The sequence below is a fragment of the Burkholderia sp. AU17457 genome, from assembly GCF_002223255.1.
In the GTDB taxonomy this organism is placed as follows: domain Bacteria; phylum Pseudomonadota; class Gammaproteobacteria; order Burkholderiales; family Burkholderiaceae; genus Burkholderia; species Burkholderia sola.
Window position 1 is genome coordinate 649,520 of sequence record NZ_NKFB01000005.1, and the last position, 15,586, is coordinate 665,105.

Here is a 15,586-nt window from a genome sequence, read left to right on the forward strand (position 1 = left end):
AGGTCATGGCGGCATGGACGGCGATGACGGCCGACGGCCACCCCGCTTCACGGTAAGCGCGCACGGTGGAGGACAACCTGCGCATTCCGAAGTTTCGTCGAGTGCCGCGAACCGGCAAATCAATCGCCGACTGCGCGCCGCGGCGAGGGCGTCGCTATTGCGCCCTACGCCGCGCCGCGCGTCAAGACCTCAGCCCGAGGTTTTTCTTGATGGCGTCCTCCGCCGTCTTGGCGGCGGTTGCCGTGAGGCCGGGCTGTCCGATGATGTTGGCGATCTGCTTGAGCCGCTCGCTTTCGGTCAGCGGTGCGGCGCCCGGGCTGGAGGCCGATGTATCGCGCGGCGCCGACGCCTCTTGCGGTTTTTCGCGCCGCGCGCGGGCAAGCTGCGAAAGCAGCAGCGCCGCTTCGCCCTTCGGAATGCCGCTGTCTGTCAGCAGCGTGTGCGCGGCGATCAGATCCTGATTGCGGCTCGCGCGCGGATGGTTGCCCACGATCGCGAGCGCCTGCCTGGCGCGCTGCGCGCCTGATGCATCGACTGCCATGTCGGCGCCCGCGAGCGCCGCAAGCGAGACTGGATCGAGGCGCCCGATGCTCTTCGTGACCATCGACAGAATGTGCTTGACCACGATGTCGCGCTCGGCGTCCTTGTGTACCTTCGCCTTGTCTTCGGCGTGCATGCCCGAGATCAAGCGCTTGCCGAACGACGTCGTGCTGTTGGCGTAGCGGCGTGCATCGTCATAGAGCGACGCATAGACACCGGCCTGCGCCTGCGGGCTGCGCAAGTCCGCAGGCAGGCCTTCGTCCTCCGGCCGCGCCTCCATGGTGCGCAGATCATCGATCTTCGCGCGGCTCGTTTGCAGCGCCGCGCGCAGGCGCTCGTCCTGCGTCTGGCCGGTGTAGTCGTGCGGGGCTAATACCGTGTCGACGTAGCGTTGAATCGTGGCGGCCTTCGCATTGCGCAGGTTTTGCCGTCCTTCGACAAACGGCTTCTTCAAATCGAGCGCTTCCTTGACTGCGTTGGTCAGGTGCCCGGATGCCGCGAGCGGTGCCAGCGCGCCATGCGAGCCGCCTACGAGCAGCCCGCTTGCGGTCAGACCGATGGCGGACGTGACCGACTGGTAGAGCGCGCCGTTACGTTGCTTGCCCTTGTTCTCCGCGATGCTCATGGCGGTCAGTACGTCGCGGGCATGCTGCGTGAGCGGGTGCGCGTCGTCTCGCGCCATGCGCGAGAGCTTGCCTTTGTCGTATTGCCATTCTCCGTTGCTGTTTTTCGTCAGCAGGAGATTGTCGACCTGGTTGGGCATCGGCGCGCCCGGAGGGCGTTTTTCGGGATGCTCGAAGCGTTCGACGTCGGCGGCGAGCATCGCCTTGACCTTGTTTTCGTAACGGCTATGGATCGAATGCGCGGCGGCGGCGTTCGAGCCCGAGGCCAGCGCGTTCACGAGGTCGGTGGCGGGCGCCGCGTCGTAGCCGAACTGTCCGTGCGCCGCCGTCGACACGCCGTTCAGGCCGTCTTTCGCGGGCCGCTTGGCGGCGAATGCCGTCAACGTCATGCCTTTGCGGTTGACGCCCATCGCGTGCGCGAAATCGGCGAAGCGCCGGCCTTTGCCGCCGGCACCCGGCACGAATGCGCCGATGTCGTCCACACCGGGCTTCTGCGGCGCGATAGCCGTTGCCGGCTTGGGAACAGCGGGCGCGGCGGGCGGACTTTCCGCGCGCGGGCGCTTGCCGAGGCTGCCGAGTTCCTCGATGAGCGCGCCGGCACTCGCGCGCCGGGTCGGCGCCGGCGCGGATTTCGTGCCCGTGGAGGGGCCGGGGTCGCTCGGCGTGCGGGCGAGGGAGGCGGATTCGATCGCATGCGACCGGGGCTCGATCTTGGGTGGGGGCGCCATGATGTTCTCGACCAGGAGACAAGATGGACTGCACTGTGCGAGCCGGTCATGACACTCCGGTGAACCGCGCGAAGCGTCGTTCGGATTGGCGAAGCAGGTTCGCGGCGGCATACCGCCGAGCCGTCTCGCGGGTGTCGCGCATTCGGCTTTCGCGGTGCGGCTTCGCGCGCGCGAACGCTTTCGCATCCGCATTCATTAGATTGGAACGAGGGCCGCCTTCATGCGGTTCGGCTTCGCGCGTTTCATCGAACGCGCGTTTCGTTCACGATCAAGGAGAAAACGAATGAGCTTCATCGGCAATATTGTGAAGAGCGTAGTGGGGGATGTCACCAAGGCTGCAGGGGATGTTCTCCATGGTGTCGGCAACGCGCTGCACGGCGCGGCGACGTTCGGCAAGGGGCTGCTGAGCGGCAACCCGAAGGAAGCCCTTGCGGGGGCGGGGGCCATTGCGAAGGGTGGGCTCGAGGCGCTCGAGGGCGGCACGGCGCTCGCGGAAAACCTGACGCCGGAGGGCGCCGCTACCGCGCTCGCGTTGGCGGGCGGCAAGGAGGCGGTGCGAACGCTGACCTCGGGCACGGGCGCCGCCTGACGCACGGACGGTGACGAGCATGATGGAGCTTCTTACCGAACTGCCGGCCGATGCGCCGGCCATCGCGCAGGCGATCATCGAGCATATCGAGGCCAACGAGCTGGACGAGGCCGAGGCGCTGCTGGCGCGCATGCACGATGTCTACCCCGAAACGCGCGAGGTGCACGTGTTTGCCGTGACGATCGCATTGGTGCGCGGGCGTCCGCACGAAGCGTGGCAGATCGTGAACGGATTGCCCGACGATCGCGCGCCCGAACTGAAGGCAATCTGCCTGAAAGTCCTCGATGATCCGTCGTGGCATGGCTATGCGACGGCACACGAGGACAGTACCGATCCCTACGTGCGCCTTGCCATGCGGCGCCTGCTCGAAAGAGACTGATGGCCGTTCCCGGGGCCTTCGGCCCCGCTCGGCGAGCCCATCGAGTCGTTTCCCCTGAATCCGGATAGTCTGTGTATTGCCGACGAGCGGTGTTTTTCGCGCGGCGGAACATGCCGCGCAAAAAAATCCCACCCGGACATCGGGCGGGATCGTGCGGGCTTCAAACGCCCCCGGGGGGGCGGACGCGTTCGCGTTCAGAGACCTTGCGCGAGGAATTGCTCGGCGTACTTGTTGCGGTTTTCCATTTGCGGATCGGTGGCCTGTTCGTAGTCCTTGTCCCAGACCAGTGCCGCCTGGTCCGCCGTCGTCGTCTGCTTGATGTCGGTGATCGTCTTGCTGTACGTCGTGTCGAGTTCCTGATTCATGAAGCCGATGTTGGCTTCGAGGCTGCCCGGGTCGAGCCCGTGCTCCTTCGCATAGTTGATTTCGCCTTGTTTGCGTGTGCCGCCCCATTGCGCAAGACCCCAACCGTTGGCGTTGTCGTCCGCGAAGTTGCCGGAGGGCGCGCCTGTCGCTCCGCCTTGATTGACGTTGCCTTGCAGCCCGCTTTCCTGCTGCAGGTTGCCGAGCACGCCGGCGACCTGCGCGTCGGTCAGGCCGTAGCGCGATTTGAGGTCCTGTGCGATGGCGTGCGCGGCGTCCCCGCCCGATACATTGGGCAGCGTGTTGCCGTGGCCGCCGCCACCGCTTCCACCGCCGCCTATTCCCGGCGACGCGCCGCCACCGCTCTGGCCGCCACCGCCGCCGCCGCTCGTGCCGGCCGGCGCGGCGGCGCCGCCGCCGGCATAGGCGGGCGGCGGGGAATACGAAGGCGTACCGCCGCCGATGCCGCCCACACCACCCGCATCGCCTGAATTCTGGCTGGAGGGATCGAGAATCTGCTTGATTTCTTCGATGAGCAACTCGAGCAGTTGTGCGAGCTGCGATTCGTTCGTGCCGCCGATGCCGCCGACATCGTCGATGCCGTTCAGATAGCCGGCGTTATAGCCTTGCACTGCCGTGGTGGACATGATTTTCTCCGCGTGAGAATGACGGTATTCATCAGTTGCTGATGGAGGGCCGATAGCGGCCGCCTGCGAAACCTAATTTATTGCCCGGTGCTTACAGCGCGTTGACCGATGCGAAGCCGTCGCCGGATTGCCGAACCGCCGAACCGGGTGGCGGCCGCGATGTCGATGCAAGCGGCTTGCGGCAGGCGAGCCGCCGCGCCACTGATGCGGCCACCTGCGCGAACCTTCGTCGTTTCGCTTGCTCGGCGCGGCTCGCGTGCTCAGGCGGTCGTGCGACGCATCATGCCCAGTTCCACCGCGTTGTCGGCGTCGGCCGTTCGCCCCTCGTTCGACCGGTTCGACGGGCTCGACGTGCTCGCGGCAAACGGCAGGCATCCCGCGATGATGAGCAGTGCGCCCAACGCGTTCTCCGTGAAGCTCTTGTGGCCGGCGGACCAATCGCTTCTGCCCTCCACGGCGTGATTGACCACGGCGGTGGCGGCATAGAGGGAGAGGAACAGGCTGAGACGCGCGATTCCCGCGCCAGCCGCCTTGTCCCCGAGCTGCCTGGCCGTGCTGGTTTCGGCGGTGTCGATCTTGCCCCAGCTCAGGCGCAGCGTCTTCAGTTCATCGAGCGCCTTGCCCGTGAAGCCGTGCGTCGAGATTTCCGAGGCCACGCGTCCCCCGATCGCATCCAGCCCCTCGCCGGCGGCATTCGCTGCCGAATAGCCGAACAGGCCTTTGATCGCTGCGTTGCTCTTCGTGTGGTGAATGAGGCTGTCGACGTAGGACGTGGCCGACCATTGCGAGCTGCCCTGCGCGGTGTTCACCGCGAGCTGGTTTCCGAAATACGGAACGCCGTTGAGTGCCTGACCTCTGACGGGGCGCTCGTAGCCTGCGTCGTGATTGCCTTCGAGCGGGCGGAACACGTTGATCACGTCGCGCGCCAGGTAGGCGTACGATTTGATCGCGCTCGGCAGCATGCCGGCGAGCTGCCCAAGATGCCCGTTGCCCTCGTCGTTCTTGCCGGCATGGGCCGCGAGGCCCATCGTCGTGATCAGCGCGATGAGCTGCGCACCGTGGCCCGCGTAGGTCTTCTTGTCCGCGGTGCCGGTGTGATACTTGTGCAACATCGCGACCAGGTTGCCCATCGCCGCCGCGGTGAACAGCGAGGCCGTGATGACGCCGCGTGTTTCGGGCCCGGCGCCGGTCTTGTCGAGGACGGCTTCGGTCGCCATCGAGCACAACTCGCGGAAGAGCGTGGCGCCGCCGGTTGCGACGAATTCATGACTGAACGCGTTGACGAGGTTGGCCGTCCACCCTTTGAGCGGTTGCGCGGCGCCGTAGGGGTTCCGAGTCAGCATGTCGCCGACGTTCGAGATGAACGACCGGATTTGCCCCGGCCGGGACAGCGCGGCCGACAGGTGGCTGCTCATCTCGGCGGCCGATGCCGGACGTACGTCTTCGGGTTCCGCGACCGCCGAGATCTCCGCGGGCACCGATGTCCCGGCGGCGGCCAGCGTACGGGTTTCCGGCGCTACCCGGGACGACGAGCTCGGAACGGTTGCCTCGGGCTGGATTTCGGGATCCTGAATTTCGATGTCGTGCGCGACGCGGTGAGGCGCCGAGAAGCTGGCCGGATTCGGGGAGAGAGGGCTCCGGGACGTCGTGTCGTGCTCCTCGGGCACCGAAGGTGTCTCGGGTAGGCGCGACGATGACGCCTTCGCGAGGGAAGGCATCGTGAAAGTGCTTTTTTCCGGCACGGGTTTGTCTTCGGGGGGCTCGGAAACAGCTTTCCCCAGCGCAGGGTTGTGTCGATCGAGGGCGGGGCTGGACGGAGCGGATGAGGAAGCGTCCGATGCGGCGCGGTGGAGCAACGCCGGGTTCACCCCCTTATCGAGCGATAGCGCGCTGCTCGAGCGGGACGTTTCGGGTTTCGATTCGGCCTCGTTCGTCGTCGCGGTTGTCAGCCCCGTGGTTTCCTTCTCGTGCGGCAGCGGGCTACCCGAACGCGACGTGGCCGGTTGCTTGCCGGCAGCTTCCGTTTCCACCGGCTCCTGATGTCCAACGGGCGCCGCACTTTCCTGCGATGCAGGCGTGTGTGGCGGCGGTTCCTCGTGTACGGGCAATTCTTCGTTCGACTGCCCGCCCGCCGACAAGTCGAGCACCGGCACCGTCTCGTCTCCGAGAGCCGTACGTTGAGCGCCCAGCTTGCCCGAACCGGGCAGCGACCGTGAGCCTTCACCGTGGCGGCCGATCGCGGCGCCTGACGACGATGATGCGCGCGGCGGCAGCGAGTTGCGCCTGACCGGCAACGGTGCCGGCAGCGGTGGCGATGGGGGCTGCGCCGTCCCGGCCGGTTGCGATGTCGTCGAAAGCGGGCTCGCCGGCGCCGGTGCATCGGTGCCGGTGTGCGCCGGAAAGGCGGGTGCATTGCTCAACGCGCCGAGCAATGCGCCGCCGGAGGGGCGCGGGCCGGTCATCGATGCGCTTCGTTGGCGCGGGGCCGGCGCGGGCTGCGTGTCGTTGCGCGGGAGGTCGAGCGATGATGACCGTACTTGCGTGCTGGTGCTGATCGTCATGACGTTTCCTTTCAGTTGATTTCGATCGTTCGACGTCGCCTCGCGACAAAGGCCTTGATGGACTTGCGCGCTGCTTCATCGCGTCCAGGCGGTCGGCGCGCCTTTGCCCGCCGATTCCGTCTTCGTGCTTTGCGAACGTGGGTTCTCGTGTTGGAAAGGTAAAACGACATAACGATGGCAGCCTGCCGATTCCGAAGTGGCGTGCAAAAAAACGCACGTCGATGCCGGCGCGGGCGCTGCGGCTTCGGATCCCTTTTGCGTATTTCATCGCATGTGCCGCATGCGCGCTTCGCAATTTCGCTCGCCGCGTCGCGTCGCTTGCGTGGCGCAATGCCGTGGCGCATAAGCTTGCGCTTGCATTCCTCGATATCGCTCCGCGTGAGTGGGATGCGGAGACCGTGCCGCACCGACATCGAGCGATGTTGCCGGCGACGGAAATCGTCATGTCACTCAAGGAGTTCGCCATGAACAACTTAGGTATTCGGCCGGGGCTCGTCCAGTCCCGTGTCGCGGAGTTCGAGAAGGGGACGAAGAACGGTGCGGCCGACGGCGCGCAAAAGCAGGCGCCCGCGCGCAGCAAAGGCCAACTGGACGGGCTGTCCAGCTTCAAGGGGGCCGCCGGTGCGCCGCCGGCTCCGTCTGCGCCGCCCCGCAACTTTGCCAGCCTGCCGGGGCGCGCGGGGAACGTCGGCGCACAGTTTCTGAGTTCGGCGCTTCATGCCGGCAGTCACTTTCTGCCGCCCGGCGTCGCGTCCACCGCAATGCATGCGGCGGGTGACATCGTGCGTCCATCGGCCCTCGGCGCGGGGGACCCCGTGACGCAAATGGCCGCGATGCAAAACGACTTCATGAAGCAGCAAAACGAGATGACGCGGCTCAACAACGCGAACACGCTGGCGGCCGCGGTCAACCAGCAGTCGCAGGAGCTCACGTCGGCGTTGGCGTCGGTGGGTAACAAGGGCGCCAGCAACATTTCGAACGCCGCCAAGGGGCAGTAACGGCTACGGCGGGCCGCGGCTTTTCGCGCGCGGCTCGCGAACGCCCCGGTTCGTCCACGCTTCCTGCCTGCCTCGTTCCTGCTTCGTTCCGCTTCGCGCTTGCCTTGGCGCTTGCCATACGGGACGACTTCCTCATGCAACGTCGCTTTCTCTCTTGATGACGTGCGCGGGCAGCCGGGTCTCCCCGGCTGCCCGCGCACGTCCTACTGCCCGTCATCCGCCAGCTTCATGCGCTCGACGATGCGTTCCACCGAACGCGCGTAGCGGTCGCGCTCGGCAGGTGTCTCCGAATGGTAGGCGCCGATCGCCTCCCAGGTATTCCCGTACTTGACCATCATCTTGTGCAGGTGCCACGCAGCCACGTAGACGCTCGAGCATGGGTTCATGAGGTCGTCCGCCGAGACGCCGTAGCGCGACAGCAGCGGAAGGTGAATCGAGTTGATCTGCATCATGCCGTAATCGGTCGAACCGTTCCGGTTGCGATGGAGCGCGTTCGCGTTGCCATGCGATTCCTGCCACGCAATCGCGCGCAGCACGACGGGGCTCACATGTTGATAGGCCGCGGCCGCCGCAAAGCAGTCGACGGTCTGCGCGCGCACTTCGGCGGGGCGCACGGACAGAACGGCAAGCGCCAGCGCGAGCGCCGGCTTGGGTGTGAATAGTCGCTTCATGGATCATCCGGTAAGAGAAGCGGTGCGGGAATCGCTTCGCACCGACGTGCGAATGAAAACGCCGTCCGACCCACGCGTGCGCGTTTCGTCGGACGGCGTGGGCGGAAAAAAGCCGCGGGCCGGCCGTGTTACCGATCGGTGGTGCAGGCGCTTTGGCGCCGCACACGCTGCCCTCAGCGGCCCATCGTCTCCGAGGGCGCTTCCTGGAACACGCGCCGGTAGCCGTTGACCAGCGTCGAACGATGGCGCACGCCCCACTTGTTCGCGACGTCGAGCACGCGCGTGGCCGGTGCGCCGTCGTCGAGCAGATCGCCGCGAATGCGCTCCATCCGCTGGCGCCGGATCAGCTCGCTCGGTGACAGCCCGAGGTGGTTCTTGAACGCTGCCTGCATCGCGCGCTCGGTCACGCCCACATGCGATGCCACTTCGCGCACCGAAAGGTCCTTTTGGTCGAGGTTGTCCATCAGGTAGCGATAGGCGCGGCGGTATTTCGCCGGCAGGCGGGCGCTCACGTCGTCGGAGCGCTGCGCCGTACGCGATGCCTGCATGTGATCGGCCGCGGCGGCGGGCATCGACATGCTGTCCGCGCGCACGTGCTGAATCGAGGCGAGCGCGTAGCGGCCGTAGAACTGCGCGAATTCCTGCGTGCGCATCTGCTGCTGCATGATCTTCGCGCGGCAGTAGAGATAGTCGAGGTACCAGCGCGCATGCTGGCTGCCTTGCGAGTTCGCCGCGCCGGACGCATCGAGCATCGCTTCGGCCAACGGCGTCGCGTGGCCGGCGATCGCGGCCAGCGTGATTTCGAGGCACAGGCTGCGGTGGTAATCGTTGAGGCCGGCCTGGCGGCTCCAGCTCACGTATTGCTTGAGCGTTTCGCCCGCGCTCGTCCGGCCGTCGGCCAGCGAAACGAGCCGGTCCAGGTGCGAGAGTCGTTCGGCCAGCAGCGGCAGCACGGTCCCGGCGGGCTGCGAGCCGGGTACCGGTGCCTCGCTCGGCTCGAATTCCGCGATAGCCGAGCGCCAGTAGATGTGGTCGGCGAGTCGCTCGGCACCGTGCAGCTCGTGCTGCGCGAAGAGGTCCCGCCGCAGCGCCTCCACGAGGTAGCTCCAGCGGCGATCGCCATGCGCTGCCGCCAGCGCGGCCAGTTCGCCGAGGCGATGGCACGCCGCCTGGATCAGGCCCAGATGAAACGAAACGAGTGTCGCACCGACGAGGCTGTCGAGCCGTTGGCGCGGCGTGGCCGCCTTTTCCTCGCCGACGCGCTTGAAGCAACTGAGCGCGACGTTGAACTGGTTGCGGAACAAGGCTTGCCAGCCGGTATTGCGGCACGACGCGATACGGAGATCGTCGCGATGGGCGCGAATGGCTTTTTGCGCGCGGCGATACGTTTCCTCCGCTTCTTCATGGCGGCCGAGCATCAGCTCGAGGTCGGCGCAGACTTGCAGCAGTGCGTAGCCGGGCTGAGCTTGCGCCGTGTCGGTATCGGCATGGCGTGCGGCGTGGCGGACAGCGTCGAGAAACTGGCCCTGGAGCATTTTCGAGGCGACGTCCGCAGGGGTGTCGTCGAAAGCGAGGGCCGAGGCGGCGGCGAAGTAGATCGTTGAGAACATGTCGTGCTCCTGACTCGATGAGCGATGCGTTAAGCGGCGTGAAACGATTCGTGAAGCCGTGAGCGCATGTTTTCATCGCGGGCCGATTTAGGCGCGTGTTTGTGATGGTTTGTTACCTTCGGTTTGGCATCGGCATTGGCCGGAGAGGGCGGTGCCGCGGTGGATCTCCACGCACGCGCGGGAGGCCTGCGTCGCGGTTCTTTGATGATTTGTTACGTTTGCCGCCGCCGTGCGCTGTCTGGCGCGGCGCACGGCGAGCGTGTCCGGCTCTTGATGTCTTCGAACGCGCGGTGGGCGGCGAACTGATCCACCACCTGAACTACGGGAAGGGGCGACGCCGAGTCGGCAGGCCGCTCGAGCCGATGTACCCGGTCGTGTTCTTCGACGCCTTGCGAGTCAGGATCCGTCGAACGAGGCCGCGCTCAAACTGATCTGGCTGGCGCTGCGTAACGTCTTGGCGTCTTGGCCAAAGCGAACCGGTTCCCGGCACGATTGGAAGAGCGGCATGAAGCAGTTCGCGCTTGTTTATCCGGAACGATTAAACATTGGAGTCTGAATCTCAATCCGCGTCACACACGGAATTCCGGATACCTCCTGAACGGGCACCCAATTGTCGGCACGCCCGCGAACGGCGCCGTAGCACATTATTGTATCTGGCATATTTCCACGGGCGGCCATTCCGCGATTCGCGTCGAAACGTCAAAAAAAATGTGGCGACTGCCGCAGCGCCTTGCTGGGCGGGGCTTGTGGCGTGAGGACGACGTTCTCGCGCCAGTGCCTGTATCATCCATGCCGGCCGAGAAAGCGTGATTTTCCGGGATTATTTTTTACTTAAAGGTGCGGTGTACTTTGCCGTAAACACCCAATGAGCTGTAGTGCTATCCTTACGCGTCGTTACTGTTTTCTTACATAATTTCTTTCGAATTCCTGACGCCTTTCGGTACTGCTTTTAGGGCGGCTATCGGCATGGTTCAAGCAGATTGAAAAGAACGTGGCAACAAAAAAAATAGAGCTTCCGGTGCATCCGAGGTGCATGAGCGACAAGAGGTGGAACCGGGCGAGGGCGAATGTCTGGATAGCGGCGATGCCGCCGGCAATTCGGGCGCTGCTGTGCGGCGTCTGGTTCGCCTGCGCGGTCGCGCACGCTTCGGATCAGCAAGTCATCGTCGACGGCGGGCAGCGCCTGGGCGGCGCCGTGCGCACGGGCGGCCACGGCGTTCCGCTGCTGCGCGCGCTCGAGCAGATCATGCCGACGAGTTACAGCATCAATGTGCCGAACGCGGGCGCATGGGCCGACGCGCCCGTGAGCTGGCGCGCCGGCTCGTCGGTCGTGCAAGCGCTTGGCGAGGTGCTGTCGGTCGATCCTGCGCTGCAGGCGCGCATCGATACGGATATGCGTCTGCTCACGGTGACTGCGCATGCGCGGCGCGCAAACGTTGACGTGCCGCAGCCGCAGCCTTCCGCGCCGGCGGCCGGCGCGGCGTCGCGCATGAACAGTGCCGCCACGAATGCGTCTTCCACCTTGCCCACGGGCGCGGCGGCGACGGCTCCCGCGGCGGGACCCGCCATTGCACGGGCGCAGACCGTGGCGCAGGCGCGCGTTTCGACGTCGATGCCCGCCACACCGGCATCGGCTCGCACACCGGCGGCAGCACTGGCGGTCCAGCCCGTGCCGGCATCTGCACCGGCACCGGCACCCGCACCCGCACCCGCACCCGCACCCGCACCCGCACCCGCTCTGGTGATGTCGCCCGCACCGGCAGCCGGGCCGGCCATGCCGGCATCGGTACCGGCACGTGTTTCAGCACCGCCGCGAGCGCAGGTATCCGCGCCCGCAAAGCGGGACGCGATAGAGCCCCCGCTGCTCGCCGCCACGCAACTGGCGTTCCGCCCGGACTCGCCGGCGCCATCGGCGGCGCCCGCCGCGCCGCCGGCGTTCGTACCCGCGGCGGCGCCCGAGCGCACGGAGTGGCAGATGCGCCTGTCGGACGGCTCCGTGCGCAATGCGCTCGCGCGCTGGGCGAGCGAAGCCGGCTGGCAATTCATTTGGGACGTACCGACCGATTTTCAGGTCGACGCGACGGCCACGATACACGGCACGCTCGCCGAAGCGCTGCGTCAGGTGACCAATGCGCTCGCCGGCTCGCAGGTGCCGATTCAGGTGGTCTTGTACCAGCGCAATCGCGTCATGCGCGTCGTTCCCAAAGGAGCAAGTTGATGAGCGTCCTCTGCCGTCCTTTCGTCATCCTTGCCGCGAGCCTCTCGCTGCTTGCGGGGTGCACGGGTCTCCTGGACAAGATCGAGCGCAGCTCGCAGGCCGATACCGCGCGTGCGGGGCAATTGCTCGGCAAGCTGTCGAACGGCGACAACCGCGCGGCGCCGGGCAGTGACGACGTCATCGTCAAGGACGAACTCTGGCTTTCGGGCAAGACGATCAAGATCGCGACGAAATCGACGCTGCCGAAGCTCTTCGACGAGCCGGCGAGCTTCGACGGCACGGTCGATTCGCTGCGCATGTTCGCCGATCGCATTTCGCGTCTCGCGCACCTGCCGGCCAAGGTCGCGCCGGGCACGAGCGAAGCGGCCGCGCGCGCGACGCAGGCCGCGGTCGATATGGGCGGCGCCGGAGCCTATCCCGGCGTGCCGCCGCTGCCCCCCGGCCTGCTGCAGGGGCCCGCGCCCAGCACGAGCGCCGCGACGGTGGCCGCGCGCGTGCCGGGCGTATCCTCGCCCGTGCGCATCGCGTATTCGGGCGGCACGCTGCGCGGGCTGCTCGACACGGCGTCGGCTCGCTTCGGCGTTTATTGGAAGTACGAGGACGGCGCGATCGTCTTCTTCTACACGGCCACGCGCGTCTATCAGGTCGTCGCCATTCCGGGCGACTCGAAGCTGGATACGAACGTCGTGAGCGGGGCGAGCAACAGCGGCGGCGCGTCGAGCAACGGCGCGGGGGCGGGCGGATCGGGCGCAGGCGGCGCGGGCATCGGCGGCGGGGGCGGTGGAGGCGGCGGGTCGTCCGGTTCGCCGTCCGTGTCGTCGGACAACACCGCGAATATCACGATGAACGCGCAGCTCTCCGTGTACAACGGCTTGCAGACGGCGATCAAGGCGATGCTCTCTCCGGTAGGCTCGGTCATCACCTCGCCAGCCACGGGCTCGATCTCGGTCACCGACACGCCCGATGTGCTCGAGCGCGTGGGCGAGTTCATGGAGCAGCAAAACCGCGTGCTCGCGCGGCAGGTGCTCGTCAACGTGACGGTGCTCTCGGTCACGCTTTCCGCGCAGGACAGCTACGGCATCAACTGGCACGCGGTCTATCAGGCGCTCGGCACGCAGTTCGGCATCACCACCGCGTTCACGAGCATGATCCAGAACCCGAGCGAGCTCTCGGCCACGGTGATCACGCCGTCGAGCCGCGCCTCGAGCACGACGGCCATCATCGATGCGCTTTCGACGCAGGGCACGGTGCACCGCAAGACCTCGGCCTCGATCACGACGCTCAACGATCAGCCCGTTCCCGTGCAGGTGGCCGAGCAGCAAGGCTATCTCGCGCAGATCTCGACGACCAACACCGTCAACATCGGCAGCCAGACGTCGCTCACGCCGGGCACGATCACGACCGGCTTCAACCTCACGGTGCTGCCGCACATCCTCGACGACGGCACGATCATGATGCAGTTCTACAGCAACATTTCGTCGCTCGTGAACCTTGCGCCGTTCGGCCCGGCGAACCAGCAGATCCAGCTGCCGACCGTCGATACGCGCAACTTCCTGCAGCGCATCGCCGTGAAGTCGGGGCAGACGCTCGTCATCAGCGGCTACGAGGGCATCACCGATCTGGATAACCGGCAAGGCGTCGGCCATCCGTCGAACTACGCGATGGGCGGGTTCAACGCCTCCGGCACGCGCGAGGTGATCGTCATCCTGCTCTCGCCGATCGCGATCAACGGCGCTTGACGCGCGCTCGGGCACAGGATCCGTCATGGCGACGCAAGTCATCCAGATCGGCCGCCAGCGTTTCATATGCGGCCTTTTCTGGCAATCGCTCTCGCGCCGGCACGCGCTGCGCGCGGAGGCCGTGGAACTCGCCGCGCGCCTGAATTTCGATGCGATGGTGCTGCGTATCGACCGCACCTTCGCGGGCGCCGGTTTCGCGAGCACGCGCGAGGGCGCGCAACTGGGCTTGCCGTCGCTCGGCGCGCTCGTGTCGAAGACGATCGCGGCCGAAGGCGCGTTTTACGACGGGCGCCAGCAGCCGGCGCCGAACTGGCTCGGTGCGTTCCATCTGCCCGACGGGCGCTGGGCCTACTTCGCGGTGCGCGACGGCGCGTTCCTGCCGAACGGCGACTGGATCGGCTCCAGCGAAGAAGTGTTCGAGCGGCTGCACAGCGATTACAGCCTCGGCGGCTGGAACGTCGTCATCGGCGATCCGCAGCTGGAAGTGCAGGGGTTCCACAACTTCTACGCACGTCGCATCGAGGACATGATCCCGCGCCGGGGCGGCAAGCCGCATTTGCCGCGCTGGCTCAACCTGTCGCGTGTCTCGCGGCGCGCGCCGCGGCGCGAGGTGCTGCTGGCCGCCGTTGCGATCGTGGTGGCGGCCGCGGTTGCGGCCGGCATCGTCGCGTATCGGCGCCACCGCATGGAACTCGAGCGGCAGCAGGCGTTCGAGCGGATGCGCGCGGAGCTCGCGCTGCATCCGCCCAAGCCCGCGGCACCGCCCGAAGCCGCGCACCCGTGGGCCGGCGAGCCGCGGCCCGATGCATTCGTTCGCGCGTGCCTCGATCACTTCACGCACATCGCGCCGGGCGGCTGGGAACTCGACGACTACGTTTGCCGGGCCTCGAACGTCAGCTACAGCTGGTCGCGGGGCGGATCGAACGTGGCGATGCTGATGGCGGCGGAGCCGCGCGCGACGATCGACGGCAACGGCGAGCATGCGAGCTACGTGGAGCCGCTGGCATTGCCCGTGGGGGGAGACGAAGTGCTCGATGGCGTGCGCGGCGTGCGCTTGCGCATGCTTTCCGCCTTCCAGTTGCTGGGCATCGGCCTGACGTTCACGCTGCAGCCGGCAAGCGCGCCGCAGCGCAGCCTCGCTTCGCAAACGCTGGACCGGCTGCATCCGGGCGGCGGCCCGCCCCCGGCGCCGAGCTGGCAGACCTGGCGCATGTCGGCGCAACTGGGCGACGTGCGGCCCGACAGCCTCATCAGGTACCTCGACGAGCCGGGCGTGCGCGTCGAGACGCTTTCATACAAATCCGGGCAGTGGACGCTCGACGGAGTGCTCTATGAGAAATGACGATGCATTGACTGTGCTGGTGCTCGCCTGCTGCTGGGCGTGGCCGTTGGCCGCGTTCGGCGAGGCCAGCGCCGCAGCTGCCACGGCCGCCGCGCCCGCTGAAGCGGCGCCGCGCATGAACGTCGTTCCGACGCCGGCCGCCGTGCAGGCAGCCAACGAACTGATGCGGCTACAGGAGGAAACGATGATCCTCAAGGCACAGCTGAAGAAGCTCGATGCGCAGGCGCAGGTGGCGGAGCGGCAAGAAGCGCTGCACCGGATGGGCAGTACCGTCTCCTCGTATTCGGACGTGTCGCTGGTGGCGACACAAGGGCTCGGCAAGAAGCTCGGCGCAACGGTGGCGACGAGCGACGGCGCGGAGTTCGACGTCGGGCCGGGCGATACGCTGCCCAACGGCATGCGCGTGGCGGCCATTCGCCCGGGCGCGATCGTCCTCGCATCGCAAGACGGACGGCGCACGACGCTGACCGTCTCCGCGAGCGCGCGGCAGCAGCCCGCGCGCAACGTGGCGTCGACAGGCTCGCCCGGCGTGCCGCCGGTGCCGACGCTGCCTGCCTTGCCGATGTCTGCGAGGTGAC

The 15,586-nt window shown here is 66.9% G+C and carries 12 protein-coding genes and 1 pseudogene; 8 read left to right on the forward strand and 5 right to left on the reverse strand.

Translation table 11 applies throughout. The annotated features are described in order from the left end of the window. Positions 1-181 precede the first annotated feature (181 nt). Positions 182-1,891: a hypothetical protein gene (locus CFB49_RS20165; RefSeq protein WP_089492121.1), complete on the reverse strand. Its 1,710-nt coding sequence runs from the start codon at positions 1,889-1,891 to the stop codon at positions 182-184. Positions 1,892-2,174: 283 nt separating this feature from the next. On the opposite strand from CFB49_RS20165, the gene CFB49_RS20170 reads away from it, so the two are divergent. Together CFB49_RS20170 and CFB49_RS20175 are read left to right on the forward strand one after the other, a co-directional pair. Continuing rightward, the gene (locus CFB49_RS20170; RefSeq protein WP_027782660.1) at positions 2,175-2,480 is read left to right on the forward strand and encodes a hypothetical protein; all 306 of its coding nucleotides are present in this window, start codon (positions 2,175-2,177) and stop codon (positions 2,478-2,480) included. Between the two features lie 19 nt (positions 2,481-2,499). Then, the gene (locus tag CFB49_RS20175) at positions 2,500-2,859 is read left to right on the forward strand and encodes an HrpB1 family type III secretion system apparatus protein (protein WP_069618433.1); all 360 of its coding nucleotides are present in this window, start codon (positions 2,500-2,502) and stop codon (positions 2,857-2,859) included. Between the two features lie 194 nt (positions 2,860-3,053). On the opposite strand, the gene CFB49_RS35835 is transcribed toward CFB49_RS20175, so the two are convergent. After that, on the reverse strand, positions 3,054-3,869 hold the full coding sequence (locus CFB49_RS35835; RefSeq protein ID WP_143329303.1) for a phage tail tip lysozyme: 816 nt from the start codon (positions 3,867-3,869) through the stop codon (positions 3,054-3,056). Between the two features lie 260 nt (positions 3,870-4,129). Next, positions 4,130-6,430, reverse strand: coding sequence for a hypothetical protein (locus CFB49_RS20190; RefSeq protein WP_249190509.1), 2,301 nt, complete (start codon positions 6,428-6,430; stop codon positions 4,130-4,132). A 137-nt stretch (positions 6,431-6,567) separates the two neighbouring features. Here CFB49_RS20190 and CFB49_RS36830 point away from each other — a divergent pair, with 137 nt between their 5' ends. Continuing rightward, on the forward strand, positions 6,568-7,428 hold the full coding sequence (locus CFB49_RS36830; RefSeq protein ID WP_249190510.1) for a hypothetical protein: 861 nt from the start codon (positions 6,568-6,570) through the stop codon (positions 7,426-7,428). Between the two features lie 203 nt (positions 7,429-7,631). Here the strand turns inward: CFB49_RS36830 and CFB49_RS20200 are convergent, their stop codons facing one another. Both CFB49_RS20200 and CFB49_RS20205 read right to left on the reverse strand, forming a co-directional pair. Then, a complete protein-coding gene (locus CFB49_RS20200) occupies positions 7,632-8,099 on the reverse strand; it encodes a lytic transglycosylase domain-containing protein (RefSeq protein WP_089492122.1) in 468 nt (155 codons plus the stop codon). A gap of 173 nt (positions 8,100-8,272) precedes the next feature. Further along, positions 8,273-9,709 (reverse strand): helix-turn-helix transcriptional regulator, encoded by a 1,437-nt coding sequence (locus CFB49_RS20205; protein ID WP_089436225.1) that lies wholly within the window; start codon positions 9,707-9,709, stop codon positions 8,273-8,275. Positions 9,710-10,112: 403 nt separating this feature from the next. Here CFB49_RS20205 and CFB49_RS35840 point away from each other — a divergent pair. From CFB49_RS35840 to pilP, 5 genes and pseudogenes are all read left to right on the forward strand, one after another. Next, positions 10,113-10,265: pseudogene (locus tag CFB49_RS35840) on the forward strand (IS256 family transposase); the annotation flags it as partial. A gap of 477 nt (positions 10,266-10,742) precedes the next feature. Then, a complete protein-coding gene (locus CFB49_RS20210) occupies positions 10,743-11,927 on the forward strand; it encodes a toxin co-regulated pilus biosynthesis Q family protein (RefSeq protein WP_249190511.1) in 1,185 nt (394 codons plus the stop codon). Beyond that, entirely contained in the window at positions 11,927-13,666 is a 1,740-nt protein-coding gene (gene pilN / locus CFB49_RS20215; RefSeq protein ID WP_089492124.1) for a PilN family type IVB pilus formation outer membrane protein, read from the forward strand. The genes CFB49_RS20210 and pilN overlap by 1 nt, the downstream gene beginning before the upstream one ends. 25 nt (positions 13,667-13,691) lie before the next feature. Then, positions 13,692-15,008: a type 4b pilus protein PilO2 gene (pilO2, locus tag CFB49_RS20220; RefSeq protein ID WP_069618427.1), complete on the forward strand. Its 1,317-nt coding sequence runs from the start codon at positions 13,692-13,694 to the stop codon at positions 15,006-15,008. A gap of 13 nt (positions 15,009-15,021) precedes the next feature. Further along, complete coding sequence (gene pilP, locus CFB49_RS20225; RefSeq protein ID WP_256121978.1) at positions 15,022-15,585, forward strand: type IV pilus biogenesis protein PilP; 564 nt, start codon at positions 15,022-15,024, stop codon at positions 15,583-15,585. Position 15,586: the final 1 nt, after the last annotated feature.